The organism is Lysinibacillus sp. BS3, assembly GCF_039614735.1.
In the GTDB taxonomy this organism is placed as follows: Bacteria; Bacillota; Bacilli; order Bacillales_A; family Planococcaceae; genus Lysinibacillus; species Lysinibacillus capsici.
This window is the reverse complement of the sequence record NZ_CP154860.1, coordinates 156,070-182,139: the sequence shown is the minus strand read 5'-3', so window position 1 is coordinate 182,139 and position 26,070 is coordinate 156,070. Positions and strand designations below refer to the sequence as shown.

27 protein-coding genes are annotated in these 26,070 nt (G+C 35.3%); 9 read left to right on the top strand and 18 right to left on the bottom strand.

Features of this window, described 5'->3' with window-relative positions:
- Positions 1-87: 87 nt before the first annotated feature.
- Positions 88-1,095: a serine hydrolase gene (locus AAJG31_RS00940; protein WP_279495197.1), complete on the top strand. Its 1,008-nt coding sequence runs from the start codon at positions 88-90 to the stop codon at positions 1,093-1,095.
- Between the two features lie 14 nt (positions 1,096-1,109).
- Here AAJG31_RS00940 and AAJG31_RS00935 read toward each other — a convergent pair whose 3' ends face one another.
- Positions 1,110-1,640: a dihydrofolate reductase family protein gene (locus tag AAJG31_RS00935; protein WP_048392599.1), complete on the bottom strand. Its 531-nt coding sequence runs from the start codon at positions 1,638-1,640 to the stop codon at positions 1,110-1,112.
- Between the two features lie 100 nt (positions 1,641-1,740).
- On the opposite strand from AAJG31_RS00935, the gene AAJG31_RS00930 reads away from it, so the two are divergent.
- Together AAJG31_RS00930 and AAJG31_RS00925 are read left to right on the top strand one after the other, a co-directional pair.
- Positions 1,741-2,694 (top strand): YafY family protein, encoded by a 954-nt coding sequence (locus AAJG31_RS00930; RefSeq protein ID WP_279495198.1) that lies wholly within the window; start codon positions 1,741-1,743, stop codon positions 2,692-2,694.
- A 90-nt stretch (positions 2,695-2,784) separates the two neighbouring features.
- Positions 2,785-3,831 (top strand): DUF418 domain-containing protein, encoded by a 1,047-nt coding sequence (locus AAJG31_RS00925; RefSeq protein WP_279495199.1) that lies wholly within the window; start codon positions 2,785-2,787, stop codon positions 3,829-3,831.
- A 360-nt stretch (positions 3,832-4,191) separates the two neighbouring features.
- Here AAJG31_RS00925 and AAJG31_RS00920 read toward each other — a convergent pair whose 3' ends face one another.
- The gene (locus AAJG31_RS00920; RefSeq protein WP_054550286.1) at positions 4,192-5,046 is read right to left on the bottom strand and encodes a hypothetical protein; all 855 of its coding nucleotides are present in this window, start codon (positions 5,044-5,046) and stop codon (positions 4,192-4,194) included.
- A 421-nt stretch (positions 5,047-5,467) separates the two neighbouring features.
- On the opposite strand from AAJG31_RS00920, the gene AAJG31_RS00915 reads away from it, so the two are divergent.
- Positions 5,468-5,713, top strand: a complete 246-nt coding sequence (locus AAJG31_RS00915; protein WP_048392591.1) for a hypothetical protein — start codon at positions 5,468-5,470, stop codon at positions 5,711-5,713.
- 53 nt (positions 5,714-5,766) lie between these two features.
- On the opposite strand, the gene AAJG31_RS00910 is transcribed toward AAJG31_RS00915, so the two are convergent.
- Positions 5,767-6,159, bottom strand: coding sequence for a RidA family protein (locus AAJG31_RS00910; RefSeq protein ID WP_016992195.1), 393 nt, complete (start codon positions 6,157-6,159; stop codon positions 5,767-5,769).
- Positions 6,160-6,867: 708 nt separating this feature from the next.
- Positions 6,868-7,416: a hypothetical protein gene (locus AAJG31_RS00905; protein ID WP_054550288.1), complete on the bottom strand. Its 549-nt coding sequence runs from the start codon at positions 7,414-7,416 to the stop codon at positions 6,868-6,870.
- 217 nt (positions 7,417-7,633) lie between these two features.
- On the opposite strand from AAJG31_RS00905, the gene AAJG31_RS00900 reads away from it, so the two are divergent.
- Both AAJG31_RS00900 and AAJG31_RS00895 read left to right on the top strand, forming a co-directional pair.
- Positions 7,634-8,299, top strand: a complete 666-nt coding sequence (locus tag AAJG31_RS00900; protein WP_036076407.1) for a response regulator transcription factor — start codon at positions 7,634-7,636, stop codon at positions 8,297-8,299.
- Position 8,300: 1 nt separating this feature from the next.
- On the top strand, positions 8,301-9,560 hold the full coding sequence (locus AAJG31_RS00895) for a HAMP domain-containing sensor histidine kinase (RefSeq protein ID WP_279495202.1): 1,260 nt from the start codon (positions 8,301-8,303) through the stop codon (positions 9,558-9,560).
- 115 nt (positions 9,561-9,675) lie between these two features.
- Here the strand turns inward: AAJG31_RS00895 and AAJG31_RS00890 are convergent, their stop codons facing one another.
- From AAJG31_RS00890 to AAJG31_RS00840, 11 genes are all read right to left on the bottom strand, one after another.
- On the bottom strand, positions 9,676-10,230 hold the full coding sequence (locus AAJG31_RS00890; RefSeq protein ID WP_103118258.1) for a ferric reductase-like transmembrane domain-containing protein: 555 nt from the start codon (positions 10,228-10,230) through the stop codon (positions 9,676-9,678).
- Positions 10,220-11,125 carry an FAD:protein FMN transferase gene (locus AAJG31_RS00885; protein ID WP_345803565.1) on the bottom strand — a complete coding sequence of 302 codons (906 nt, stop codon included), beginning with the start codon at positions 11,123-11,125 and terminating at the stop codon, positions 10,220-10,222. The genes AAJG31_RS00890 and AAJG31_RS00885 overlap by 11 nt, the downstream gene beginning before the upstream one ends.
- A 28-nt stretch (positions 11,126-11,153) precedes the next feature.
- Positions 11,154-11,411 carry a hypothetical protein gene (locus AAJG31_RS00880; protein ID WP_279495204.1) on the bottom strand — a complete coding sequence of 86 codons (258 nt, stop codon included), beginning with the start codon at positions 11,409-11,411 and terminating at the stop codon, positions 11,154-11,156.
- A 17-nt stretch (positions 11,412-11,428) separates the two neighbouring features.
- Entirely contained in the window at positions 11,429-12,073 is a 645-nt protein-coding gene (locus AAJG31_RS00875) for a copper amine oxidase N-terminal domain-containing protein (RefSeq protein WP_279495205.1), read from the bottom strand.
- A 324-nt stretch (positions 12,074-12,397) separates the two neighbouring features.
- Positions 12,398-13,603: an EAL-associated domain-containing protein gene (locus tag AAJG31_RS00870; RefSeq protein WP_036076413.1), complete on the bottom strand. Its 1,206-nt coding sequence runs from the start codon at positions 13,601-13,603 to the stop codon at positions 12,398-12,400.
- A gap of 443 nt (positions 13,604-14,046) precedes the next feature.
- Positions 14,047-15,150 (bottom strand): hypothetical protein, encoded by a 1,104-nt coding sequence (locus AAJG31_RS00865; protein WP_279495206.1) that lies wholly within the window; start codon positions 15,148-15,150, stop codon positions 14,047-14,049.
- Between the two features lie 14 nt (positions 15,151-15,164).
- Positions 15,165-16,496 carry an SPFH domain-containing protein gene (locus AAJG31_RS00860; protein ID WP_048392584.1) on the bottom strand — a complete coding sequence of 444 codons (1,332 nt, stop codon included), beginning with the start codon at positions 16,494-16,496 and terminating at the stop codon, positions 15,165-15,167.
- Between the two features lie 162 nt (positions 16,497-16,658).
- Positions 16,659-17,033 (bottom strand): DUF423 domain-containing protein, encoded by a 375-nt coding sequence (locus tag AAJG31_RS00855; RefSeq protein WP_103118262.1) that lies wholly within the window; start codon positions 17,031-17,033, stop codon positions 16,659-16,661.
- 11 nt (positions 17,034-17,044) lie between these two features.
- Positions 17,045-17,470, bottom strand: a complete 426-nt coding sequence (locus AAJG31_RS00850) for a thioesterase family protein (RefSeq protein WP_004225136.1) — start codon at positions 17,468-17,470, stop codon at positions 17,045-17,047.
- A 721-nt stretch (positions 17,471-18,191) separates the two neighbouring features.
- Complete coding sequence (locus tag AAJG31_RS00845) at positions 18,192-18,695, bottom strand: hypothetical protein (protein WP_279495207.1); 504 nt, start codon at positions 18,693-18,695, stop codon at positions 18,192-18,194.
- A 172-nt stretch (positions 18,696-18,867) separates the two neighbouring features.
- A complete protein-coding gene (locus tag AAJG31_RS00840) occupies positions 18,868-19,053 on the bottom strand; it encodes a hypothetical protein (RefSeq protein WP_279495208.1) in 186 nt (61 codons plus the stop codon).
- A gap of 472 nt (positions 19,054-19,525) precedes the next feature.
- Between AAJG31_RS00840 and catA the strand changes: the two genes are divergently transcribed.
- Positions 19,526-20,176 carry a type A chloramphenicol O-acetyltransferase gene (gene catA / locus AAJG31_RS00835; RefSeq protein ID WP_054550359.1) on the top strand — a complete coding sequence of 217 codons (651 nt, stop codon included), beginning with the start codon at positions 19,526-19,528 and terminating at the stop codon, positions 20,174-20,176.
- A 516-nt stretch (positions 20,177-20,692) separates the two neighbouring features.
- Here catA and AAJG31_RS00830 read toward each other — a convergent pair.
- The 3 genes from AAJG31_RS00830 to AAJG31_RS00820 form a co-directional block, all read right to left on the bottom strand.
- Positions 20,693-20,881, bottom strand: a complete 189-nt coding sequence (locus AAJG31_RS00830; protein WP_054550360.1) for a hypothetical protein — start codon at positions 20,879-20,881, stop codon at positions 20,693-20,695.
- Positions 20,882-21,091: 210 nt separating this feature from the next.
- Positions 21,092-22,450, bottom strand: a complete 1,359-nt coding sequence (locus tag AAJG31_RS00825) for an aspartate aminotransferase family protein (RefSeq protein WP_054550361.1) — start codon at positions 22,448-22,450, stop codon at positions 21,092-21,094.
- A gap of 641 nt (positions 22,451-23,091) precedes the next feature.
- Positions 23,092-23,772: a TraR/DksA C4-type zinc finger protein gene (locus tag AAJG31_RS00820; protein ID WP_103119087.1), complete on the bottom strand. Its 681-nt coding sequence runs from the start codon at positions 23,770-23,772 to the stop codon at positions 23,092-23,094.
- 235 nt (positions 23,773-24,007) lie between these two features.
- On the opposite strand from AAJG31_RS00820, the gene AAJG31_RS00815 reads away from it, so the two are divergent.
- Positions 24,008-24,637 (top strand): LysE family transporter, encoded by a 630-nt coding sequence (locus AAJG31_RS00815; RefSeq protein ID WP_048392575.1) that lies wholly within the window; start codon positions 24,008-24,010, stop codon positions 24,635-24,637.
- 73 nt (positions 24,638-24,710) lie between these two features.
- A complete protein-coding gene (locus AAJG31_RS00810; protein ID WP_279495210.1) occupies positions 24,711-25,943 on the top strand; it encodes an MFS transporter in 1,233 nt (410 codons plus the stop codon).
- Positions 25,944-26,070: the final 127 nt, after the last annotated feature.

Here is a 26,070-nt window from a genome sequence, read left to right as displayed (position 1 = left end):
AGATTTCAGCTTACATAACGATAGTTTCCCAAGAACATTCGTTCCTAATTATGGTATAATAAGGGAAAAACTAGGAGATCTTTATTCATGACAATACATGAGCAAATGTCGCAACAACAAATAGCTGGCCTCAGCATTGCCTATATAAAGGATGGTGAGCTTCAGAAAGCAGAGTGCTTTGGTCTATTAGAGGTCGGGAAAACTAACAGAATCAATACGGAAACCATCTTCAATGCCTGTTCAATTAGTAAACTAGTTACAAGCATTTTAGTGATGAAGCTGGTCGAGCAAGGTATAGTAGATTTAGATGAGGATATTAATCAAAAGCTCACATCTTGGAAGATGCCAGAGCATAGCTACACTCAGGAAAAAAAAGTAACATTACGACATTTGTTAAGTCATCAGGCCGGAATTATTGACCCTAAAGGCAGCTTCTCTCCCTTACATTCACTATGGCAGAGGCCTTCGATGGTCGACTTATTAAAAGGTACAACTCCTTATTGTTCCATACCAATCGATAGTACTTTTGAGGCCGGGCAAGAATTTCACTATTCTGATGCTGGCTTTTGCATTGTTCAATTGCTAATTGAGGATACAATAGGCTCAAGTTTTTCAACACTTATGACAGACGTGATTTTCCGACCACTAGCCATGACAAATAGCTTTTTTTCTTCCGCAGTCCCAACTGCCAATACAGCAAGTGGTCATCAGAAAGATGGCACCCTAACAGCACAAAGATACCCTATTTACCCGTATGATGCAGCTTGTGGATTATGGACAACACCGTCAGATCTAGCAAAATTATTACAAGAGGTAATACAGGCCTTAAAGGGAAAGGGTACACTTGGTTTAGCTTCAATCCATGAGCTAATTCGTCCTCAGGGCTGTAAAGAATGGATGGGCCTTGGTGTATTTCTTGATGGTGCTGGTGAGCAGCTTGAAATATCCTCGCTTGGCTGGGGCGTTGGCTATCAATGTATGCTAGTGGCCTACCCCCACCTAGGCAAAGGCTTTGTTGCCATGACTAACACCGATACAGGCGTCCATCAAATGCAAGGTCTCTTAGGAGAAATCTATCGTTCCTTTATCAAATAAAGAAGAGGCTTGATTCAAGCCTCTTTCCTTACCTCATAATGTAGTTGTACCATTTGACCATATCGTTTTGTTTCCAATAGCCTTAAGTTTTCGAATGGACGGGGAGATTTAAACAAGGGTATCCCTGAGCCTAGTAAATGGGGTGTAATCGTAATAATCCATTCGTCAATTAGCCGCTCCTGTAAAAAAGCATCTAGAAGGTCCCCTCCCCCTACCATCCAAATCTTTGTGCCTTCTTGCTCTTTTAAACGTTGAGTAAATGTGATGACATCCTCTTGGATAAACGTCACATGCTCATTTTCCCCAGTTTGAGTTGTTGAAAACACATAGCATTTTTTATCAGGATAAGGGAACGGTTTAAGATGTTCTAGGATATAATCATATGTCCGTTTGCCCATAATGACGGTATCAATGGTTTGATACATATCAGCGTAGCCATTATCACCCTCTCCCTCTGTTTCCTCTAGCCACTGTAGATCATCATTTTCCTTGGCAATAAATCCATCTAAACTCCCTGCAATAAATACCAGTATTTCTCGTGACATTACGTCAGCTCCTCTTCTTTTGAAAATCTCTTGTACAATCTCTATACTAAATATAAAACATGACAACTATTGGCATGATTAAATAAAAAGGTGAAAAAATATGACCAAAGCTAAACGATTAATTGATATTTTGCTATTCGTCAGTGTGAAAAAGAAATTTACAGCGCAGGAAATTGCCGACACCTTCCATATTTCCGTGCGAACGGTGCATCGTTACCTTTTGGATTTAAGTGATATGGGGCTACCCATTTACGCGGAACAGGGAAGACATGGGGGCTATACGGTGCTATCCAATGCCATTCTCCCCCCGATATTATTTACTGAGGAAGAGGCGGTCGCCATTTTCTTTGCATTCCAGTCTTTGCACTATTATCGTGATTTACCCTTTAATACTGAAATGAAGTCTGTCTCTCAAAAGCTGTATGAATCCTTACAGAAGGAAGCCAAGAAAAAGGTGGATACGCTGCAATCCTATATTGCCTTTTGGAACCCTAAAAGAGCCATTACAACACCACTCTTAACGGACGTTTTAGAGGCTATCATCAACCAATCACAATTGCATATCCAGTATGAATCGAAGTCTGGTATCACCTCTAAGCATATCCAGCCTATTGGCGTGTACGCTCATGATGGCTTATGGTATATGCCTGCGCTACTGCTATCAAATGAAAGAATATTACTCTTCCGTGTAGATCGAATTAAAGGGATAAAAATTAGTGAAGCAACCCATAAAACGACGATGAATTTGCAGCAATGGCTTGAAACTGACTATGAGCCACAGCTGCCTATTCGGTTATATGTAGAATTATCAAGCGAGGGCGTTCGTCAATGTTTAAGTGAGCCCCATCTTGAAAAAGCGGTTGTTCGACATAGTGATGGAACAGGCTATATCGATACGATTATCGATCAACATGAGCTCCACTTTAATAGCTCCCTATTCTTTCGCCTTGGTCAACATGCAATTGTCAAAGAACCATACGCACTAATTCAGCTTATACGTCAGCATGCATATGAGCTATTAGCGATTTACCCTGAGCCAATAGAGCCTCTATAAGATGACAATTTTGTTAGATTCACGTAACATTCATCGTTACTACTTTTAAAAGATCTTCCTTATAATTGGTCTTGAAGGAGGAGATATACGTTGCAACCGACCAACAGTAATAAACGAATTGATACATTAGATTATTTAAGAGGGTTCGCCTTACTGGGCATTATTTTAGTCAATATCCCCTCATTAATGTGGATTGAACCACCTGAATTGGCAAACGATATTGCCTATAGCCGCTTTCTGACACTTTTTGTAGAGGGTAAATTTTTTATCATTTTTTCATTTTTATTTGGAATAGGATTCTATCTCTTTATTTCACGCGCACAGGCAAGGGGCGAAAAAGCCTATGCCTTATTTAGTCGTAGGCTTTTGATTTTACTGTTTATGGGGCTAGTGCATTTTTATTTCCAACCAGGTGAAGCCTTAACTGTCTATGCTATCTTTGGCTTTGTAGCCTTACCTTTTTATAAAATGCGCAAAGACATCAATCTCATCCTTGGATTCATCCTATTAGCCATCACTGCCTATTTTGGTCTAAAAATTTTAATGCCATTTCCACTGATTTTACTTGGTCTAGCTGCTGGTCAATATCATTTATTTGAAAATATCTCGTTACATCGAAATAAAATCATGTTCGTGACGATTGTAATGGGCTTTATAAGCATGGCTAGCTGGTTTTATCAATGGCAGTATGTCCCTGAGCCTCTTGTAAATATTCAGCATTTGCCCAAGGATCAGCTAGCGGCTCATATTACAAATATTGAGCAATTTTCATTAATTGGACTACAGTTTAGCCCATTCGCTTCTGCCTTTTACATGGGAACAATCATCCTATTATTACAAAGCACTTTGTTCCAGCGACTATTGGCACCGTTAAAAGCATATGGGCGCATGGCCTTGACTAATTACCTGGGGCAAACAGCGCTCATTCTCTTAATTGGCCATACTTTCGGTTTAATTGGACAACTTCGCTATCTTGAATCTTTGTGGATTTGTCTAGGCATTTATGGTTGCCAATTGCTCTTTAGTAAGCTATGGCTATACTTTTTCCGCTTTGGCCCTATGGAATGGCTATGGCGAATCGGGACATATTGGACAATTCCTCCCCTACGACAAAGTACGAAAGATTATTTATCGTAAAGGATAAACACCTATCAGCTTGGTGGTAAACATCATATATTGGTAATGTACCCTACTCGCTTTCCATCTTTGCTCATATCTTCAGCAAGAAACACATCCCCATTTTATTTAGTCACCAAAGTGACTAATTTAAAAACAGCGTTAAGCCATTGTTAACGCTGTTTTTTTACTTTTATTACATCTAACCTAAGTGAATCATTGGGGTTACTTTGTGGGGAATAGGTATTAAAAGCTAATAAAGTTACTCGGACATAAACATACAAGTCACTGGATTTTAAAATCCAGTGACTTGTATTCATTACCATTATTTTTCTCTTGCAAGCAAGTATAGCTCTTCATCTTGATAATTGGTTCACTGTACTAAATACGGGTTAATGCGCCATCAGGTTTGGGAATTTCTTGAACTGTTAGCTGATTCATTTTACAAAAATGTTTAAAGAATTGTTGTGCCAACTCCAGTTCTTTTGGGTCACTTTTCAACGAAATGATATCAAGTAAAATTTGAGCCATCCATAAATTTTCGAAATAACGATATTTCCCTGTTTTCCATGTCATTTTTTCGGGGAATTTTTCATTGATATAATATTGCCAGAAAAGTAACTGATCCGATTCCTGTTCTGTCAGTTGAATTCTGTATTTTGAATGAGCAGGAATATGTCCATCTTCACACAGCTTGCCGACGAATTTTTCATTCACCATATAGACACCTAAGATGCGTCTATCACTTTCAGGCTGGCTGGAATCTCTTGCTGTTAAAAGGACAGCGCTATTTTGGTGCAAGCGGCTCGGCTTGTTTGGCTTCCCTTTATTATTACCACTCTTTAATATACCTGAAAAAACATTCCACTCTGAAACAGAACTATTCTGTTCCTCTGAATCACACCAAAAAACCATCTGTGATGCGGGATGAAGTTTATGATTACTCATAAGTTTTTCGTGTTCCAAGCGAAGCAAGAGTTCTTTCCGTTGAAGTTCTTTGGCCTCTTCCATCCGCGATTCTTCTTCTTTTCGTTCAATTTCTTTTTTTTGTATAATTTCCTCAAGTAACTTAGCATCACTTTTATCATGTATTGTTAGGTGCTTTCCAAATACATCTGGAAAAACAAACCTTTTATTTTCTGATGCAAAATGTATTTCAATACTTGAATCATTTTGATTAACTATACTACCTATGCCAAAACGCTTGTGTGTAACTTTCTTATTAATTAGATTCATTCATCTAGTCCTCCTTATGGAATAAAAATTAAGTTACTATTAGATAGTAAAATTTCAAATAACTTCTTTAAAACAATTTCGAATTTTTCTTCTGTTTAAAAATAAAAAAACGTATCCAAATTCTTTCTGCAAAATAGGACATCGGAATTCGAAATACGTTTATAAAAAAATGATCGTAAGACTATTATAACATTTTTTAATAAAATTACAAATTTATTATTGACAACACATTTTTACATGAGTTAAAATATTTATTTATTCTCTGAATGTCATTAGAATCCTGTTAGACCATAAACTTCTAAAAAACGCCTTATAAAATCCAACTTTTCCTTGTTACCTATTTGATGCCCATAAATTCTTCACCTGTTTCTTATTCTTAGCATACAATGCAAATAATACCCTTTTTTGTAGGGAGGATTATATGAAGCAAAATAAAGGTAATCGGAATAATGAGGGATTGGAATCCGTGAGTCAAGCAGCTAAGTTGGCTGTCATTGCGGGGGCGATTACAACACTTGGAGACGCTCTAGCGACCATTGCGGCTGGTCTTGCTCTAGAGGATGAGTTGAAGGAAATTGAAAGTAATAGCAATGATATTGACAAACTACAAAAGCAAATTGACGAATTAAATTATGAAATGAAACAATTAAAAAGGATGTTACGTTAATACCGTCTGTACACAAAAACGACAATACCACATGGATATTGTCGTTTTTTAGGCTATTTAGCAGCCCAAAGTTCAATCTCTATTTTTATATCTGGTAGCCCCAATGCAGATACATAAGCAATAGTCATAGAGGGATAGGAATGACCAAACATTACTTCCCATTGCTGATAGAAATGATGCCAATCAATCTCCTCTGTCGCCCATATATTCACCTTTACCACATGAGATGCATCCAATCCCTCAGTTGCTAAAAGCGCTTCAATATTTCTAAATGTATTGGTGGTTTGTTCAATTAAATCTACTGGCAGTTGATCATCTTGATCAACCCCAATTTGTCCAGAGAATGCATACATTGTTGCATCTTTCGGGATGATTGTGATGTGGCTATATTTCCCAACAGGGCTAGGTACCTGCATTGGATTTTTACGTACTATGTTAGTTTTCATATTCTTTTCTCCTTTAGGATTGTATTTTTTTCTAAAAAAGGGCAGACTTATCCCTTGTTTGTTGATTTTAGAAAAAAACAGCTGTGGAGAACCCTATACCCATGCTTAAAAAACGAATAGCTCTTTTTTTCATATGAATTCTCCTCCTTGTCCCTAAAGTTATGTTCACTTTACCATTTCTATCCTAGACAATCAATGAAATACCCAAACTCTTTTGCATTTCATCGATTATTTCTCAGGCAATTAACTATTCAACCATAGCAATCACAACATATATATAGTAGTGTAAAGCTAAATTAGCCTTACACCTCCGAAATTGTTACTAGGGTCACTCCATCCCAAGTGTCCCTTTGCATAAAAGAACTAGGTACCCCTCTTTGGCGGTACCTGTTTTTTTTGTTATTTGGGGTCGAGTCGCACTTATGTTGGCTAAGTTTTGTCCACCTGCATTACAGCTAGTTTTAATTCATCTGCAAGTAATGCTGAGGTGTAGAATTCTTATACGGAAATTTACCATTGCCAATACAAGAACTATAAACTTAAATATAATTACACCGCACACTTCCTTAATGCGATCCTTTTGCTTTAAGCTCAAATACTAGAGATTCTTTGTCTAAGCATTGTTTATACAACAAATATAGAAAATGAATGCAGTATGCAACAAAAATGTTAAGCTTAGTAATTATGAGCCGAGTCATGTTTACATAATTAAGAGATAAAAATATGAATCCCTCCTGTAATAACACTTAATGCCGCTATTGAGATATGGATTGTTCGCAAGCTTCGATTTTTTCTATAGTTGAATAAATTCATTCCTATAATAGCAGTAATTGATAAAAGAATAATTGCAATTAAGCCAATAATTCCTTCATTCTCCAATTCACCCTCATTAAAGTACATGATTATCCCATGACCAATACCTAACAACAATGCCATTGTGCCAAAAAGAATATGATATCTACCTATTAACTTTGCTACGTATAAATATAGCCCTTTAGATTGTGGGAAAGTACGAGTTACAGACTTCAAGAAAGTTCTAATAGGAAAAATCATACCCGCTGCACCAATTCCTATGAATGTACACCAACCAATTAATTCACCAAGGTCCTCATAACGCCCTTCTTCGTGTTGTTGTCTACCGTTACCCTCATCATACTCATCTTTTCCTTCAAAAATATCATCTGCATAAATGGGATTTACATCATACAAAAAAAACATAACTACCAATACTATCCCAAACATTTTTAAATATCGCATAGGAGATCTCCTTCCATATTGAGGTTCAACATTAGTCTAAGCAACCAATATGAAAAAAATCTGAAAAACGGTACTAGAAAAAATTACGATATTTAATTTAAATTTCTTTTTTGGCTTAGAATAAGTAGAAGATTGGTCGCACAAAAAATTCAGGTGGATTTCATAATGTTGTTATAAATTAGTTATATTGAATATAAAAAAGGTAGGAGGAGCTTCGTTGAAAATACTGATAGCAGAAGATGATAATCGATTAAGAAAAAACATTGTTCACATCATTCAAAAAGAATTTCATCAGGTGGATGCTGTAGATAATGGTCAGCATGCATTAGAATACATACTGTTTCATACATACGATCTAGTCATTTTAGATTGGATGATGCCAGAAATAAGCGGTATTGATGTGTGCAAAGAAGCTAGAAGAAATGGTTATGAAGGTGGCATTTTAATACTAACAGCAAAGGATGATTGCAATGACATCATCTGCGGATTAGATGCAGGTGCTGACGATTATGTTGTTAAACCATTTAAAATGGAAGAACTCTTAGCTAGAATACGTGCCATTTTAAGAAGAAAAAATAAATCCATTCATCAAATCATTCAAATTGATGATTTAAAGTTATATTTGGATTCCAGAACACTTTTTAAAGATAATCAAGAAATACTATTAACTAAAAACGAATTTTTATTGTTAGAGTACCTTTTTATCAACAAAGGCATCATTCTTACTAGAGAACAAATTTACACACAAGTATGGGGCTTTGATCATGAAATGACAAACAACAACCTTGATGCGTTAGTAAAATTAGTTCGTAAAAAAATCGATCATAATCGTCCAAAATCCATTATTGAAAACATTAGAGGAATAGGATACAGAGTGAGGTAGCATGTTTAAGAAAACTCGTAAAAAACTAACTTTATTTAACTCCATTTATTTTATAGGCTTTTTCTTTGCTTTTCTTATTATTCTATATTTTTCATTAGTTCAACTAATGGATTATCAACAAATAGAAGAACTAGAAACTTATTATAAAGAACAATATCATGACTTTTTTGAGCACAAAAATGATAATGAAGGGAAATTAGAATTTAACCCAAATGGTATGTATTTTTACTATATTTATACAAAAGACCAGATACTAGTCCACGGTGACGAAAACTATCAAGGTTTATTTAAAGACCTAGAAAAAATCATTCGAACGGAAGATCCTTCTAAACGTTTTGTAAAAAATATTAAGTGGCGCGATAAACATCTTTTAATTTTATCGAAACCCATTCAGCCGAACGATGAATTTCTTGGATATATTGTTATAGGCAAATCGACCACATCACAATATCATTTTTTTCAAAAAATGATCTTACTGTTTATTGTTTTAATTATAATTTTTACAATAATAATTGGATTCTTAAGTTACTACATGGCAGGAAAAGCCATGATTCCCATTCAACATGCACTTGAAAAACAGAAAAGCTTTGTTTCAGATGCTTCTCATGAGTTAAGAACACCGCTAAGTGTATTTTATAGTTCACTCGATATTTTAGAAACTGATGAAGCTAATAATATGAGTGATTTCTGTAAAGAATTGATTGAAGATTTAAAGCATGAAGCAGAGTTAATGAAAGAGCTATTAGATAAACTATTATTTTTAGCCCGACATGACAAAAATCGTATTCATTCAACTAAAGAAAAAATCTCCTTAACAGAGTTGCTACTAACGATTAGTAGGAAGTTTAAAAGAGCGTTACCGAAATCAATCGTTTTCGAAACAGAAATCCAACCTGATGTTGAATTTATTGGAAATTCAAATAATATAACTGAATTAATTTATATATTATTAGATAATGCCGCTCAGTACACACAAAGAGGATCAATCTATCTAAAGCTTTTACAAACTGATAAAATGATATATATCTACATTGAAGATACAGGCATTGGGATTTCTAAGGAAGACCTCCCTTTTATTTTTGATAGATTTTTCCGGAGTGATGCTGTGAGAAACAGAAACGGAACAGGACTAGGACTTGCTATAGCTGATTCTATTGTTCAAGATCACGGAGGAACACTCACAGTTCAAAGCGAATTGGAAAAAGGTACAACATTTTGTATTCAATTTCCTCTTTATACTAAATCGTTACATGATGGATAAACCATAGAATGGCATTACATGTATCAGTAGTGCCATTCAACTAGTTTATTTTTTTGAGCTACTTTGGCAGTCTAGCTAACATGGAGAAACTGCCTTTCATCCATTCATGCACCGCTTACTTGCTAACCCCTTGCTTTTGATCTTTCTTCTTAAATCCATCACTCATCAATCTTACAAGTAGTGCGGTAATTATAACCATTACCGTACTGCTATAAAATAAAATTACCAACATTTGATTAGAGTCAGTACCAATGAATAGCCCATGAATAAGTGATAATATCCAAGCAGGTAAAACAAGAAAATGTATCTTCTTCCAAAGTGAAAAGTTCATTTTATTTATCCATATATCTGATGTTAAAAGAACTATTAAAAATAAATAAAAAGCTATGGTTCCTAGCCCAGACAACAATGCCTGATAGTTAGCGCTAAAAGGTAATACGATTTCAGAAATAGTATAGGGTTCGTATTGATCAATCATTAGTAAAAGTAAATGTACAATAACAGTTATAAATCCCATCCATCCACTCATTTGATGTAATTGAAAGTATAAGTTTTTATTGGACTTGAGAGTAGAAGATTTCCTTAGTAAACCAAAAAAAATTGACATACTGAAGTAAAAATAACTTAAAAGCCCTAATAATCGAATCCATTCCCAAGTACTAAATAACATCTAATTTTTCTCCTCCTTTCAGCCAATATATACTTCCATCATCTTTTGCTATTAAGCAAGCACAAGGCATCTGTAGTTTGTCAAACCATACTTGTAATTCTTGTTCATTTAATAAAAAAGCCAGTTTTGTTGCCACTTCTGCTTGACATAATGAGTTTGTTATTATCGTTGTTTGAAGGATTGGGCTAATGATTACCTCTCCGGTTCTTCCATCTAATAAGTGATGCTTTTCTTTCCCCTGCTGTTTCCAACTTCTGAATATACGATTCGATGTGGCAATTGCTCCGTTTTGAATTCTAATTGAACTGATCTCTTCGTGTATATGAAATGGATGAGCAATCCCAATGGTCCATGTCTTTTTGCCTGGCGACCACATTTTCATATCTCCACCACCATCTACAATTCCAAACTCTGGAGAAACCTGTCTAAGCCAATCAGCTATTTTTTCAACTACGTATCCTTTGGCAAATCCACCTAAATCAATTAATTGATTATCCGTTTTTAAAACTTCATTGTGATCCAAAAAAAGAAATGGCTTATTTGTTTTTTTTTCTATTTGTATTGGCTTATACGTTGATTCTTGAAAAGGAAAGGATCGATCATACCCATGTTGTTCTAAATGTAATTTTAAATACGGAGAAAATATATTATTAGTTAATGTATAATAGTTGTCTGCTGCTTTTAAACAATCATATAATGCAGGAGAAATTCTACCTATTTCTCCTACCTTTAGTTGATTAATTTGATTTAACTCATTATTTGGCTCAAATCTCGACCACTCTCTTGCAACGTGTTGCAACCATTTCACCACTTTGTCTTTCCAATCCATTTTTTGCGTTCCAGCAATTTCAATATAAAAGTTTGTATTCATCGTGTTTAATGAAAGGGTATCCAAGCAACTTCAACTCCACTTCAAACTAAGTTTAGGATCGTTTGGTAGTTCGATCGGTACGAATTTTATTTTGTTGTAGTTGATTCACTCCAACAATTTCAAAATTTGTCCAATCTAATTGAACAAGTTCCTTTTCTCGGTCTGACATTTTTTTTGATTGTTCATTTGTCAAATTTAGATCAGCTATGTTTATATCTGATGGAAAATTATTAAATTGCGTTAATAGTAAAGAAGATAATATTACTCCAGAAGTGCCTAATATCCATTTAGCTTTCTTTTGATCTTTCATTCAATCATCTCCCTTTTTTATTTTAATAACTTCAATACAACAGCGTTATTCATTTCTTGCCATTCAGCCACATAGCCCAAACCATTTGAAATTACACTAATTGGAACATATATATTATCATTCAAGTAAAATGTAACAGCTGGTATCGGTGTTTTTATCTCGTTATAGTACACTACATTTGTCCCCGCACGAAAAATTAGTTCTGTACCAGCTTTATTAATTTCTAATATTTTACTATCATCATAATTAACTACTTTTGCACCTAAAAGTTCAGCAACAATTTTACCTGGCACATATATTTCACCATCTAAAGGAATCAAGTAAAGTGACACTGTATTATTATTATTTTCTAGTTTTAATTGAATTTCTTTTGCTTCTTTTAGGGGTAACTCTCCTTTATTTACATAAGTCGATCTTGTCCAAATATTCCATGTATTACTATTTGTTTCAGGGTCTCTTTGGTCATAATATTCATATTCATCCTCTTCTTTATAATAATCATAATCATCATCTTCCTCGTCATCATCATAATCATCATTGTGCTTTTTATGAACATCACCCTCGTATTTTTTATAATCTTCTTCATCATCCGCATTTGCTATGTTGGCATCAAGAAATGGCCAAATTAAACTAATAATTAGCAGTATTTTGATAATCCTCATTTTTTCAGCTCCTTTATGATATTTCCATCTTAATTAAGCTAAATGAAAAAATACTGAAAAAACAAAATCATTCATTACAAATTTAACAAATGTATAGACTGCCATTTTTGTTTCGATAGAGAAAGTTAATTTTCTATGAGAACTTAAATAGCATTCTTGATTGAAATCAAAAAAAATTGCCTTCTGCAAATATAGAAGGCAACTTCAGTATTTTACTAGGCTTTTAGGATTCTCCCCCATAATACCTAATACATTTAATTAAAATAAATAGATCGAATTGCAATTTGTACCCATGAAATGTTGTCACTAAAGAAATTACTAATATTATCTAAAGATTTTATGCTCATAAAGATAGTCATAGGAAAGGTCAACAAACAAATATTCATGCTCGTTGATGGCAATGGAGAATGTTCTTGTAATTTCTCCTGTTTCAATATCCCGATACAATTCAGAGATTTCCCCACTTTGATCGTTGCGCATTTTGATAATCGTTTGAAGGAAATAAGGGCGCCAGCTCCAATTTTTATTGATGGCACGTGGCTGTAGCTCCCAGTTCCCATCAATTCGCATAACGTTAGGCGTTAACTGGAACCCATCCTCATTACAAATATAGAGACGGAAGGAGTAGTTATCCAATAATTCAGCTAAATACTCTAAATGGGAGACATTGTCGCTTGTTGGTTTCACACGGTGAACAATCGCCTCTAATTCCTCCCTTAATTTTTTCAACTGCAAATATTGCGCCTCCAGCATTTTCTTTTCGGAAGTAATAAATTGCTGGCATTCTTTTTTAAAACGTTCCTTTAATATATCCTTATCGACAAAAGTCATAGCTGGATTTGCTAGGTATGGCCCTTGATAAAATCTACCGCCATTTTTCCAAGCAAATTGTAGCTGATAAACCGTTTCAATATCTTCAAATAATAGATTCGCTCCAATTTTATAAGCTAGGCTACCAATGGCAGAAATCATGTCCGATTGAGCGGACCAAGAATCGTAATTTAAATCACGTGTATTGACCTTTAAGATATGTGGTGCCAATAGCGCAATATGCTCTAAATGACTTTCGGCTCCTACTTCCTGAACGGCAATTTTTACCCCAAACGTCGTAAAATAGCGTAGGGCGTGATGTAATTTGTTAATATCCCCTATAAAACGATGCTCTGATACCACAAGTACGATACGCTGTAAATCTTTTTCCTCTATATATTGTTGGATAATATTAAAATGACTTTCACCAAAATCTTGCATCAATAAATTTGGATTGCTTGGGATATAAATATCAATTTCTGGTGCAATTTCATCAATTTTGGCTAATGCCGCATGTAAAATTTTATGTTCCATATCAATTCGATATTCTTCTGGAATATCTTCATTGTTGACAAAATCCTTTAAATTAATTTGCTGACCTTGAATTTGTAGATATCCGGAAATTTCGTAGGCAATCACCGTATGCGCATCTGCGCTAAATATCGGTTGATAATACCCATGTATTTGATCTAAATTTGTTAACACTTCAATTGCGTCCATCATCGAAACCTCCAATATGAATAACGTTTTCATTGTTATTCAAAAATAACATTACATTTATCATGACTAGCTTAAAAAATGCTCTCTGACTGTATAATAAGTTGTTTAAAGTAAAATCGCAACTTCACTTCTCATCATTAAAGGAAATCCGTCCTAATTTTTAACCACCATAATTGCATTATTTCTAACGACTTTCCTACATAGTAGGTTGCTTGTTACACCATCTTGCAACGTTATGCTTTTGTCCAACCAAGGCTGTTCTGATATTTTACTCTCCCTTTAATCTATGCAACTTGACGCAATGACAGCCGTGATAATGGATGATGATTATCCTATACCAGTCAATTAATTCAGTCATTTACCCAGTATTTAAGGACATTTTTATGAAAAAAACAGTATCCCAAAAGGACAATAAGAGGCTCCTACTGGCATACTGTTTATTATTATTCAGACATAAAGAAATACCAAATCAGAGCGATTACTGCTAATGATAAAATAACTGCAATTGTCACCCGAAGCGGTGAAATAGGGGCATTACCACCAACTCGACCCGTTTGTCCATTCACCATAAAGCGGTAAATCTTCTCCTTATAGCGGAAAGAAGATAACCAAATCGGTAACATTAAATATTTGTATGTAATATCATCATGGTTTGTGGAAAAGCGTAGATTGGATACTACATCCGCCCTATTTTCCCAACGGATTTTGGATGTAATCTGCGCATGGAGGTGATCATGGATTTCACTTTTTGCTTGGCTCCAGCCATCCTGCAAACCAACACTGTAACGCTCTGATAAAAATCCAGCTACATATTGAGGTTTATAGGCCTTATTATTAAAAAGATTAAATGGTTCAATTTTTCGCATCATATCTCGATCATAGCGTGTTGTGGCACTCACTAAATGATCGTCTATAAATTCCTGATAAAACCCACTTGTTGAATACCAATCCGTTTCAGTATGCGTTTTACCATCTTTATCCGTAACCGTTCGATGTCGTCCATATCTTGCGGAGTATCTGGAGCTTGTTTTTGAATCAAACGTCCAATACGGGAGGTATACCCCTTTAAAGGCATCAGGCTTTGCACTTATTTTGGCAGCCTTTGGTGTAAACCATCGACCTTTGATCCATTTCTGAAAATGTTCTCCTGCCTGCTTATCCGTTACTTCAAAAGCACATACGCCATTGGGAGCAAGCGTATTTTCAGCGCTCGCTTCCATGACCTGATTTGAGCCGCAGTAAGGACAACTATCAGCGACCTGCAGAGCATCATAAATTGTCTCGGCCGCGCAAGCTTTACAAATAACTGTTTTCTTCTCCACGCCCCAATTGAAATTCCCACGTTCCTCTGCTTTTAAGAAGTCCATTTCCTGTGCAACCTTTTCCTCTTCTTGCTCAGGGGTTGCAATTTCAGATTCAAATCCACAATACGGACAGGTCAGCTTACCTGTAGCAGGATTAAACTCAATTGATGCACTACAGGATGGACATTCCGCATCAAAGTCAAGGTTTACTTGTTTGACATGTTCAACTTCTTGCGTTGACATAGGTCATCATCTCCTTACTTGACATCCTTTTCATCAAAAACATCGCCGCATTCTGGACAGAATTTAGGCGGATTGGCAGGGTCCTCTGGTGCCCACCCACATTTATCGCATGCATAGAGTAAAGCACCAGCTGGTTTTTTAGAGCCACACTCGCTACAAAACTTTCCTTTATTCACCGCTCCACATGTACATGTCCAGCCCTCTTCCGCTGGTTTTGCTGCGCCACAATTTGAACAGAATTTCCCTGTGTTGTCATGACCACATGCACATGTCCATGTACCAGATGCTTTGGCTGATTGATTTTGCATCGCAGCCTGAGCCATTTGCGCTTGCTTATTTTGCTCATTCATTTGATAAAGCTGACCAGCATTGACTCCACCTGCTTGTGCAGCCATATTCATCCCCATAAAGCCTGCCATAGCGCCACCATCATTGTTAGCAGCTGCAATCATCGCTTCTGCCTGAGCGCCTGTTAAATGGGCAGCAGCCATACCTGGATCACGCATAACCGCATTGCGTTGTAGTTGTTTTATCATGGCTTCGTCTTCCTCAGAAGCCTTTAGGGTACTAATCCCAAATGACACAACAGCTAAACCACGTGTAGCAAGCCACTTTTCTGATAATACCTTATTGAGTGCGTCTGCTAACGCAACCGTATGCGCAGGTATTTCACTATAACGAACGCCACTTGCTGAAATTTGTGCAAAGGCTGGCTGTAACGCTGTCATTAATTCTGATTTTAACTGGCTATCAATTGCCTCTCGCGTATATTCACGCTCTACATTTCCACATACATTTGTATAGAATAATAATGGATCAATGATTCTATAAGAATACTCACCATGACAACGAATGGCAATGTCGATATCTAATCCGATATTACGATCAATAACACGGAACGGAATTGGTGCCGGAGTACCATATTTATTGCCAACAATCTCCTTTTTATTAAAATAATAAACTCGCTGATCTTTAGCAGGTTCTCCACCAAATGTAAAACGCTTGCCTATCTGTTTAAATGTTTCCATAATGCCATGAGATAAATCTGAGCCGTACATAATCGAAGGCTCTGTAGATGTATCATAGACATATTCCCCAGCTTCTGAAGAAAACTCTACAACCTTCCCCTGTTCAACAATCATCATACATTGCCCTTCATTGATGGCAATAATCGAGCCATTGCTAATAATGTTGTCATTTCCTTTATTTGAACCTCGTTTAGAAGTGCGTTTAATACCTTTAGTTACTAGAACATCTGAGGATAATGCCTCACAATAAAAATATTCACGCCATTGATCCTCTAAAACACCTGTTAATGCCCCTACGCCTGCTTTCAATAAACCCATAAATATTCCCACCTTCACATTGATGTTTAGCTTATTTTAACATCTCTTCATACTATGTAATACGCAAAATCAGACAAATTGTTTCATTTTCTTCTTATCAACAAAAAAACGAGAAGCGCCAATGATATAAATCATCAGAACGTTCTCGTTACTTTTTCTGTATTAGGATAAGGCAGCAATTATAACAAGCACCCACGCAACAATAAATAACATGCCACCAATTGGCGTAATCGCACCTAGCTTTTTCACACCTGTCACGGCTAGCACATATAGACTACCAGAGAAGAATACAATCCCTGTAAACATCAAGTAGCCTGCCCAAGAAAGTAGACTTGAGCTTCCTAAAAATGCATCATTGGATAGAATGCCAAGGGCTAGAATCCCTAAAGCATGATACATCTGATATTGCACAGCCGTTTCCCAAATGGCTGCATAATGCGGTGAGGCAAACTTATCCTTGAGTGCATGTGCACCAAAAGCACCTAAAACAACACCAAGAGCTGCCAAAATAGCGCCTAAAGCTATAAACATTTCCATCTATTGTTCTCCTATTTTGCCTCGACGGCAATTTCTTTATATTTGGCATCCCAAGCTGGGTCAATCTTACTTAATGATACCGGTCGCAATGTATCCTTATGCGCAAGAATATGTACGGATTGAGCTGTGGCTGCTACCGTGCCATCCTCATGTAAAATTTCATAGCCATACGTCGTTCGTAAACGATCATGCTTTTCTACCCAAGTGCGCACCGTCGCCACTTGTCCATAATGCATGGCTGCTTTATACGAAATCGATAAATCCATCACTGGCGATACATAGCCATCTTTTTCTAAGGCAGCATACTCAAAGCCCGCATCACTTACAAGCTGGGTACGCCCAATTTCCATCCAAATGATATAGTTTGCATGGTACACCACGCCCATTTGGTCGGTCTCTGCATACCGTATTTCAATCTGTTTTTCACTCACAAACATTTTCTTCACCTCGTCCTACATTATAGCGCAAAAGTGTTGATTTGGTGGGGTTTTTGCTCTACTGATTAGAAAAAGTTAATAAATTGTAATTTAAAAAAATTTGAAATTAGATTCAGAAAAATATTTAGTAAAAAATGTTGGTTTCCGTTTTTACCCGTTGTGCCCCATTTATTTGGGGTACACTGGGATACAAAAATTTAAAAATAAAAGATACTGGGCAGGTGCTGGAAATCAAAAATGTAATTTTTTTTAACAATGGAATTCGAAGCAAAAAAAGTTTTAGTTTATAAGTTTTCGATAAATATGATTGAGAAAAACCACTCATCACTTTATTAGAACTGCCCCGTAAAAGTTAAACATCAATCTAACTTTACGGGGCAGTTCACACACAGAGTTGTCTTTTATTCATTTATTATTTTATTGACTATCCAAAAATTATAAAAAAGGCAATAAAAAACATCATTGCGAATGAACCTATAGCAATTAATACATTTACATATGACAGCAATTCACTCGCTCTTTTCCATCCTTCTAAATAGACCCATGACAAAAGTAAACATACCTATATTAGCAAACACACTTGTTAACAGCTTTCCTACCCAATCTTCCTTCTTTGCAAAGGTTGAATGTGCAATGCGAGATGATATAATTACAATAGCTATTAGACTAACATAGAAAAAAATCCATAAATCTCCAATATATCATTTGGGTGCAAAATCCATTAGATACATCCTTCACTTTGCATGAAATCTTCAATCTTTTTCCGTACTACTGCTGGGGAAATTAGTTGAATATGTTCCCCTTTATCGTCACATGTAAAAATTCCTTTGAAAACTTCAGGCATAGCGTCGTACTGTTTTCTTAACTGTTCATTAAATTTTTTGAAACAGTCATATTGATATTTTTCCAATAAATAAGGTATTAGAAAAGATGAACGCAAGATTTCGTATTCCTGATAATTATATGGTGTACTTTCTGGTCGCCTTTTTAAGATTTCCAACATCTTTTTCATTAAAATCGCAACTTCTTCTTCGCTTGCATAGGCAGCATATCCTCTAATCGCAGTTAGCCGCATATCCAAATATCTCTCTTTTTTATATACTTTGAGAAAAAAGTCCTTTCCGTTCTCAGGCAAGTCAAATACTATTTGTTTTAATAATACATTACGTTTAGCAATATCCTTTGTATTAAAATATATTTCCATTATTGAATTTCTTTTGTCCATATTTCACACATCCATTCCTAAGCTACGAAGTTACATTTTGTTTTTTAACAATACGGTACGAAATAGTTACTATATTTCTGTTATGTCAAGCGTACCATTTCCAACATGTCTTTACGATTTTAAGTGTTAATTTTCAATATCGTTTTTAACATAAATATCTAAAAACTTATTCCTAGGAATGACTACTTCCTATCCTAAATTGTTGACTCCATTCCTCGTAACTTACGAATGGTACTACAACACTTGGAGGCTTCACCTCTTTGTACGCCTTATTAAAGGCTTGTTTGTAATTTAACCCTAAATCATTCATATAAGCATCAATACGAACAGCCGATTGCTTTTGGTAGGTATCGTCCATGTAGTCTCTGCCTCATCGATACTCTGGTAACTTGCCATTCCATATATATTTTGTGCCAGCGACACTGACTATCCATCGATGCAATGCCCCATACCATAATGTTAGTAGCCTTCATTATCAGCTTTCTGACCATCTAGCTTTCTATGTGACTTACGAACCCTTGTATCAAGTGATGACATCCAGACTTTAGTGAGCCGTTTTAATTGTACTAATACTACTATTTATTGTATTTTTCGGCGAAGAAATATTAGAATTTTTCAAAGATGCCCTTCCTGAAGACGATTTCTCATATTGTGCAGTAGTTTTTTGATTAGCAGTTTAAGCTCGCTATGCTAATCTAAATTAATAATCGAAACCGTAATAATATGTTAAGATTAACTTATATAAAATTAAAGGAATGATCTTATGAAAAAAGCAGTCAAATTAGCTTCCTAAAATTATCTAGATTTTAAATTTTAGGAGGCTTTATAAGATGAAATTCAATAAAATTGATATTAATAATTGGGAACGAAAAGAAATTTTCAATCATTTCTTAAATCAACAAACGAGCTTTAGCATCACCAGAAATATTGATATTACTGAACTTTATAAAATTACAAAAGATAAGGGATATAAATTCTATCCTGTATTCATCTTTTTAATTACTCACGTGGCAAATTCAAATAAACATTTTAGAATGAACTTTAATTCTGCTGGAGAGTTTGGCTACTGGGATAAGGTAGTCCCAATGTATACTATCTTTGATAAGACATCAGAGTTATTTTCAGCCATTTATACAAATACAGATGAAGGTTTTAAAAAGTTTTATGAGAACTATATTTCCGATACAGAGAAGTACAATGGTACAGGAAAACTGTTTCCTAAAACACCGATACCTGAAAATGTCGTCAATATTTCTATGATTCCATGGACTTCTTTTACTGGTTTTAACTTAAACGTGAATAATAGCCCAAATTATTGTTTGCCGATAATCACTGCAGGTAGGTTTATCAATAAAACTAGTAATATTTATTTACCTTTATCCTTGCAGGTTCATCATTCTGTCTGCGATGGTTACCATGCAGCTCTATTTATGGATAGATTTCAGACTCTTGTAGAAAATAAACTAGAGTTTCTTATATAAAGAAAACACGAAACACTGACTAATCTCTTTTAGTTGGTGTTTTTTACTAACCTGTAGGAAAACAGGGTAGTATTATGTGCCTTATTTTGTGTTCCTTGTATCTGATTATTGTCTTTCTGCTTTCCTTCTATATCCACTCAAGTTACTGAACAATATCTTTCTAGTAATCGATTAACCAATTGAGTTCAATGCTCCTTGCATCTGCGTTTTCGCATAGCCAATCATTGTTTTAAGGTTTTCCAATTCCCTTTCAACTTTCAGGCGGTTACCCTTTTCATTTTCATACATTTCAAGTATTTATTCTTTTGTATTTTCCTGCTTGCCCAATTTAGTGATCTGTAAGAATCCCTAAACTGTTCAAACGTGTATTTCCTATCGTTCTTTATAGCGTCTGCCAGTAAAAAAACAGAATAAAAAGCCACTCAAAATGAATGGCTCAATCACAAACTTAGTATTAAATTCTCGGACTAAAAATTATTACTTATCTTGCCAACAATTTTGTTAGTGGCACTACATTTATTGTAATCGCTCTAAATCCTGATATTCTTTCATATAAGGACCATCTTCTGCAACAAATGAATGATACAATGCCTTTACTGCGAAATTTTTCTCTAAACCCATTTCAGATTTTAGCTTTTTTAATTCATCATGCAATGTTCGATGTTCATTTATAAGCTTTAGCATAACTGTCTTATTATATTTCATTACATCCGTCCTTTTTATTTACAACATGAAAGCTATAATACACTATTTTCACTTATAATCGCAAGAACAGCCTTGAACACCCCCACCTCCATCGTCATTTGTTTGTTTTGGAATGTTTACATCAAGTTTCTTTATATAATAAAAACACCTCATATGAGATGTTTAGTTGCTTCAATCTAGTAAATTGTATAAATTCTTCATAAATCTATATTACTGTCCTAAAATCTCCTGGATAGATTGTTCTAAAATATCCATAGCCAGTTCTAATTCATGTTCCTTAATGATAAGTGGTGGAGTGAGAGTAAGCACATTTCCTTGGGATACTTTAAAGCTTAATCCCTTTTCCATACATTTATACATTACTTGCTCTGCTTCAGATATAGCTTTTTCTTTCGAATTTCGGTTTAATACTAATTCTACTCCGTATAAAAGACCGATTCCTCGAACATCACCTATAATTTCATACTGTTCTTGCATCTTTTCAAGACGTATCCTCATATAATTTCCTAATTGATTAGCCTTATCAATTAATTTAAACTCCTCGATATAATTAAGAGTAGCCAATGCTGCTGCACAACCTAATGAACTTTTTTCATGAGTGTAATGACCAAGTGCAATATCTTGGGCAACATCAAGTTCTCCTTTTACCAGCATCGCTGCCATTGGAAAAACGCCTCCACCCAATCCTTTTCCCAATAATACAATATCTGGAATAACTCCAAAGTTTTCAAAAGTGAACATTTTACCTGTTCGCCCTAAAGCTGTTGGAATTTCATCAAAAATCAATAATATATTGTTCCTATCACAAATATTACGTAAACGTTGATAGTACTCTTTTGGTGGGATATGCACGTCTGTACAACGAACAGGCTCTAAAATAATTGCACCGATTTCATTTTCTCTTTCAAGTATATACTCAAGATAGTCAAGAGATTTAAATCTACCATTGTCATCATCAAACAAACCACGATATGAATTGTAAGGAGCTATATGCAGACTCCCTGGCATTAAAGGACCCATACCGTTACGGAAAAGTGCTTCTCCTCCAACTGAAATAGCGTCTAAAGAAGCACCGTGAAATGAATCCCACATAGAAATAGTTTTAAATTTGCCTGTTACCTTTCTAACAAGTTTTAAAGCCATTCCAACAGCTGAAGTTCCCCCAGGAGTCAACAGTACTTTATTTAAACTTTCTGGTGCAATATCAACTAATTTTTTTGCTAGCTGGATCGCAACTTTATTTGTATAACGTCTTGGTGAGAATGGAAGGATATCTAACTGCTCTTTTACTGCTTGAATAACATATTCATTACCATAACCTATTTGATGAACATTATTTCCATGAAAATCCATATACTTTCTTCCATCTATATCCTCTATGTAAATTCCATAGCTTTTTTCAATAATATTTAAACAAGGAGTAGAAAGAGATTGATGTAAATAATACTTGGAATCATCGTTTAAAAGCTCAAATGATTCTTTGCTCAAGTGTTTTCCTTGCCATAAAGTACGAGTTTTTGTTAAATTAATGTCCCCTTCTGTTCTTAAAACTTCAATGTTTTTTTCCATTATTTCTTCTCCTCTCATTATAGGTAATTAATTTTTTTACTTAAACAAAATAACATTTGTTTTTTAATTAGATATTAATATCTTGTAAATCTTTTCACCTAATAACATTTAGACGTAGTTGTTGTGAATCAATAATAATAATCTATGCTCAAAGAACACCGTTGAATCAAAGGGGGGGAAAATTTGGTCGAATTTCCAAATAAGAAAGTAAAGTTCCCTGAGCACTAGCTTCAACTTTAAGCATTGGTAATAATTTGCTCTCAAAACCACACCAAACACTGACCTCTCGACTCGAAGTGTTTTGGCTGTATGACGCAGTTTTCAAAGCAAAAGAAAAAGCCTCCATCATAAGATGAAAGCTTAAATATTATAGTAATCCTCTTGGCAAGAGCTCACTTGTAACTCGTGATAGAGCGACACCACGTTATATGCCATACTCCAAACAGAATTATGGAGTGCAGGTCGATCGTTGGTCTGTCTTTCCCTAATATTGAGGTTATTGAAAATACCACATGACCTACCTCCGAGTTTACATCCTATTTTTCTTATTACAAAACATGCTGCAAGTTTTGCATTTGTTCAAAACATTTTATTAAAGCATTCATTTATAACAATTGCGCCTATCTTTTTGAATCCCACATTTAATCCTCTAAATAATCAAACTTTCTCGCGTGTTCTACTTCCTGAATGGAAACTTGACGTGTTAATTCATCTGTTTCAGAGATATGGTATGAATCCCATTCGTCATTAACGGCAATTTCTTCAGGATCTTCATATAATTCATCATAATCTTCAAAATCTCCTTCAAAATCGGAAGGTGTTTCAGAAGTTCCATATTTTGCTACAACTTGAAACATATCTTCATAATCATGAATATCATCCTTGTCATCACGGCCAGCAAAAGAATTGTCAACTGGAGGAAGCATCACTTGCTCTTCAACCGGTCGATCTGTTGGAACGTCTTTTGCAGTATGTTCAATACAAAAAGAGGTATAAGGCAGTGCCACCAATCGATCATATGGGATATCTTGTTGACAAACTTCACATACGCCATAGGTACCATCCTCAATCTTTTGTAAGGCCGTATTTACTTTTGCTAACTCATCATTGTCATGGACTTTTAACGCCATATCTTTTTCACGCTCGTATAATTCGGTACCCAGATCTGCTGGATGATTATCGATTGTGGACAACTCATCAACAGAATCCCGTAAACTACCTCGTTCTAAATATTCATCATCTGTATCCATTCTTCGTTGGAGCGAGTGTTTTTGCTCAATTAACATATTTTTTAGCTTTGATATCTTCTTCTCATTTAGAATAGTCATCACGTCCTTTTCATTATTATGAACGAATTTGATTGAATTATTTGTTTTAAAGGATAAATTTAAAGACAAAAACGAAACTATATTCTTTGATAAATATGCTATATATAATTAGTTTAGCGTGCGATAAGGACATATTAAATCCGCATGTTTTTTATGCCCTTTTAGATTGTCCTAAAAGTTATTGCCTTCGAATAAAATGCAATTACATTTGATTATTGGAGGCTATTTTATGGATTCTATATTTACTTTTATCTTTTTAGGCATATCAATGGCTGCAACAATTGGACCTGTTAAGACTGTCCTATTGAATACAGGTTTAAAAAATGGCTTTTTTCATGCATGGTTTTTTAGTCTTGGTGCCATAGCGACTGACATTATCTATATGTTTATCGTATATTTTGGAATTGGCCAATTTATCAATTCCATCTGGTTAAAAACAATCCTTTGGTCCTTCGGCTGTTTTGTTCTTTTGTACACCGGTATCGAAAATTTACTGTCGCTACATAAAATTGAGATGGATTCGAAAACAGGGAAAAGGACACGACTGAGACAATCCCTCATGACTGGATTTTTCATGTCTTTTTTGAATCCGCTAACCATCCTTTTCTGGCTGGGAATATACGGCTCCATACTCGCAAAAACGGCTGGTATCTCAACAGGGTATGAAATCATTTTGGTGAGTATTGCCATTTTAATGGGCATTATTTTTGTAGATTTTATTTATGCCTTTTTATCCAGTGTCGCTCGAAAATTATTATCTATACAGCTTTTGAAAACGGTCTCTTTTATCTCAGCCTTATTAATGATTGGCTTCGGGATCTACTTTGGGATGCAGGCTTACCAAGTGTTATTCCAATAAACTCACCGACAGCGCATAAAATAAACACGAAAGGAAACCATACCTTTAAAAGAATATTAGTCGAGGTGTGGTAATGGACCAAGAGAAGGTTAATGTAAGTGTCTGGTGTATTGTAAGTTTGACTTCTATTCCGCTCATCATGACACTTGGAAATTCAATGCTTATTCCCGTGCTCCCTATACTGGAGGATAAGGTCGGGATCACATCATTTCAGTCGAGCATGATCATAACAAGCTATTCAGTCGCAGCTATTTTTCTGATCCCCGTAGCTGGCTATTTATCGGACCGCTTCGGCAGAAGAATGGTCATATTACCAAGCTTAATATTAGCTTTAATCGGTGGTCTGATTGCTGGATTTGCTTCATGGAAAATGGATGACCCCTACGCAATGATTATCGCTGGAAGAATTATTCAGGGAATTGGGGCCGCTGGTGCAATGCCAATCGTATTGCCTCTTGTAGGTGACCTTTACCAGGATGATGACGAAAAAATAAGTTCTACATTAGGGATAATTGAAACGTCTAATACGTTTGGGAAAGTGTTAAGTCCCATTTTAGGATCAATATTTGCTGCGTTTTTATGGTTCCTTCCCTTCTTTTCCATTTCAGCGCTTAGTTTGATTTCGATTGTACTTATTTTTTTCTTCGTTAAAGCTCCTAAAGATGATGATGAACCATTGAAGCTCAAAGAGTTTTTACGGAATACAAAAAAAGTTTTCAAGGAGGAAGGTAAATGGTTATATACCGTATTCCTTAACGGGGTCCTTGTGATGCTCATATTATTTAGTATGCTATTTTTCTTGTCAGAAAATCTGGAAAAAGTTCATGATATAAAAGGGATTAAAAAAGGGTTTGTCCTGGCCATCCCACTTTTATTACTTTGTATAGCTTCATTTATATCTGGTCGAAAAATTAAAGGAAACATAGGAAGGATTAAAAAAATAATCATTGCCTCCTTGATTGCAATGTCTGTCAGTATTGTCTTTGTTGGGTTTACAAGTAAAAAACTGATTCTTTTATTAGTAGTTACGAGTATAGTGGGGATTGCTATTGGTGCACTATTGCCCGCACTTGACACAATTATTACTGACAATATTAGAAAAGAGTTAAGAGGAACCGTATCCTCTTTTTACAGCTCAGCACGATTTATAGGCGTTGCAGCAGGCCCTCCTATTATGTCTCTCGTCATGAAAAATTATCTCAATGCCAGCTATATTACGGCAGGTGTATTAGGATTTATTCTCCTGTTTGTTGTCTTAAAGTTTATCAAAGTAGAGGATATTGAAAAAAACAATGAAATGGCATAAAAATAAAGAGCTTTAGACTGAATGACCTTATTTGAAAGCACATTGTTTATCCAGATCTCATACTAAAATAATTCCGCTTAAAAATACTTTTAGAAATAACTTATAAGAAGTAGTCTCTCGGCTACTT

Excerpts from the sequence above, each read along its gene's own strand:
- AAJG31_RS00860 (WP_048392584.1), bottom strand. The coding sequence starts at position 16,496 with ATGGGTTTATTGAAAGCAGGCGTAGGGGCATTAACAGGTGTTTTAGAG.
- AAJG31_RS00845 (WP_279495207.1), bottom strand. The coding sequence starts at position 18,695 with ATGGACAAAAGAAATTCAATAATGGAAATATATTTTAATACAAAGGAT.
- AAJG31_RS00910 (WP_016992195.1), bottom strand. The coding sequence starts at position 6,159 with ATGAAAACTAACATAGTACGTAAAAATCCAATGCAGGTACCTAGCCCT.
- AAJG31_RS00940 (WP_279495197.1), top strand. The coding sequence starts at position 88 with ATGACAATACATGAGCAAATGTCGCAACAACAAATAGCTGGCCTCAGC.
- AAJG31_RS00905 (WP_054550288.1), bottom strand. The coding sequence starts at position 7,416 with ATGCGATATTTAAAAATGTTTGGGATAGTATTGGTAGTTATGTTTTTT.
- AAJG31_RS00825 (WP_054550361.1), bottom strand. The coding sequence starts at position 22,450 with ATGGAAAAAAACATTGAAGTTTTAAGAACAGAAGGGGACATTAATTTA.
- AAJG31_RS00855 (WP_103118262.1), bottom strand. The coding sequence starts at position 17,033 with ATGGAAATGTTTATAGCTTTAGGCGCTATTTTGGCAGCTCTTGGTGTT.
- AAJG31_RS00920 (WP_054550286.1), bottom strand. The coding sequence starts at position 5,046 with ATGAATCTAATTAATAAGAAAGTTACACACAAGCGTTTTGGCATAGGT.
- AAJG31_RS00915 (WP_048392591.1), top strand. The coding sequence starts at position 5,468 with ATGAAGCAAAATAAAGGTAATCGGAATAATGAGGGATTGGAATCCGTG.
- AAJG31_RS00880 (WP_279495204.1), bottom strand. The coding sequence starts at position 11,411 with ATGAAAGATCAAAAGAAAGCTAAATGGATATTAGGCACTTCTGGAGTA.
- AAJG31_RS00850 (WP_004225136.1), bottom strand. The coding sequence starts at position 17,470 with ATGTTTGTGAGTGAAAAACAGATTGAAATACGGTATGCAGAGACCGAC.
- AAJG31_RS00865 (WP_279495206.1), bottom strand. The coding sequence starts at position 15,150 with ATGTCAACGCAAGAAGTTGAACATGTCAAACAAGTAAACCTTGACTTT.
- AAJG31_RS00830 (WP_054550360.1), bottom strand. The coding sequence starts at position 20,881 with ATGAAATATAATAAGACAGTTATGCTAAAGCTTATAAATGAACATCGA.
- AAJG31_RS00895 (WP_279495202.1), top strand. The coding sequence starts at position 8,301 with ATGTTTAAGAAAACTCGTAAAAAACTAACTTTATTTAACTCCATTTAT.
- AAJG31_RS00935 (WP_048392599.1), bottom strand. The coding sequence starts at position 1,640 with ATGTCACGAGAAATACTGGTATTTATTGCAGGGAGTTTAGATGGATTT.
- AAJG31_RS00930 (WP_279495198.1), top strand. The coding sequence starts at position 1,741 with ATGACCAAAGCTAAACGATTAATTGATATTTTGCTATTCGTCAGTGTG.
- AAJG31_RS00810 (WP_279495210.1), top strand. The coding sequence starts at position 24,711 with ATGGACCAAGAGAAGGTTAATGTAAGTGTCTGGTGTATTGTAAGTTTG.
- AAJG31_RS00890 (WP_103118258.1), bottom strand. The coding sequence starts at position 10,230 with ATGTTATTTAGTACTTGGGAATGGATTCGATTATTAGGGCTTTTAAGT.
- AAJG31_RS00875 (WP_279495205.1), bottom strand. The coding sequence starts at position 12,073 with ATGAGGATTATCAAAATACTGCTAATTATTAGTTTAATTTGGCCATTT.
- AAJG31_RS00840 (WP_279495208.1), bottom strand. The coding sequence starts at position 19,053 with ATGGACGATACCTACCAAAAGCAATCGGCTGTTCGTATTGATGCTTAT.
- AAJG31_RS00815 (WP_048392575.1), top strand. The coding sequence starts at position 24,008 with ATGGATTCTATATTTACTTTTATCTTTTTAGGCATATCAATGGCTGCA.
- catA (WP_054550359.1), top strand. The coding sequence starts at position 19,526 with ATGAAATTCAATAAAATTGATATTAATAATTGGGAACGAAAAGAAATT.
- AAJG31_RS00870 (WP_036076413.1), bottom strand. The coding sequence starts at position 13,603 with ATGGACGCAATTGAAGTGTTAACAAATTTAGATCAAATACATGGGTAT.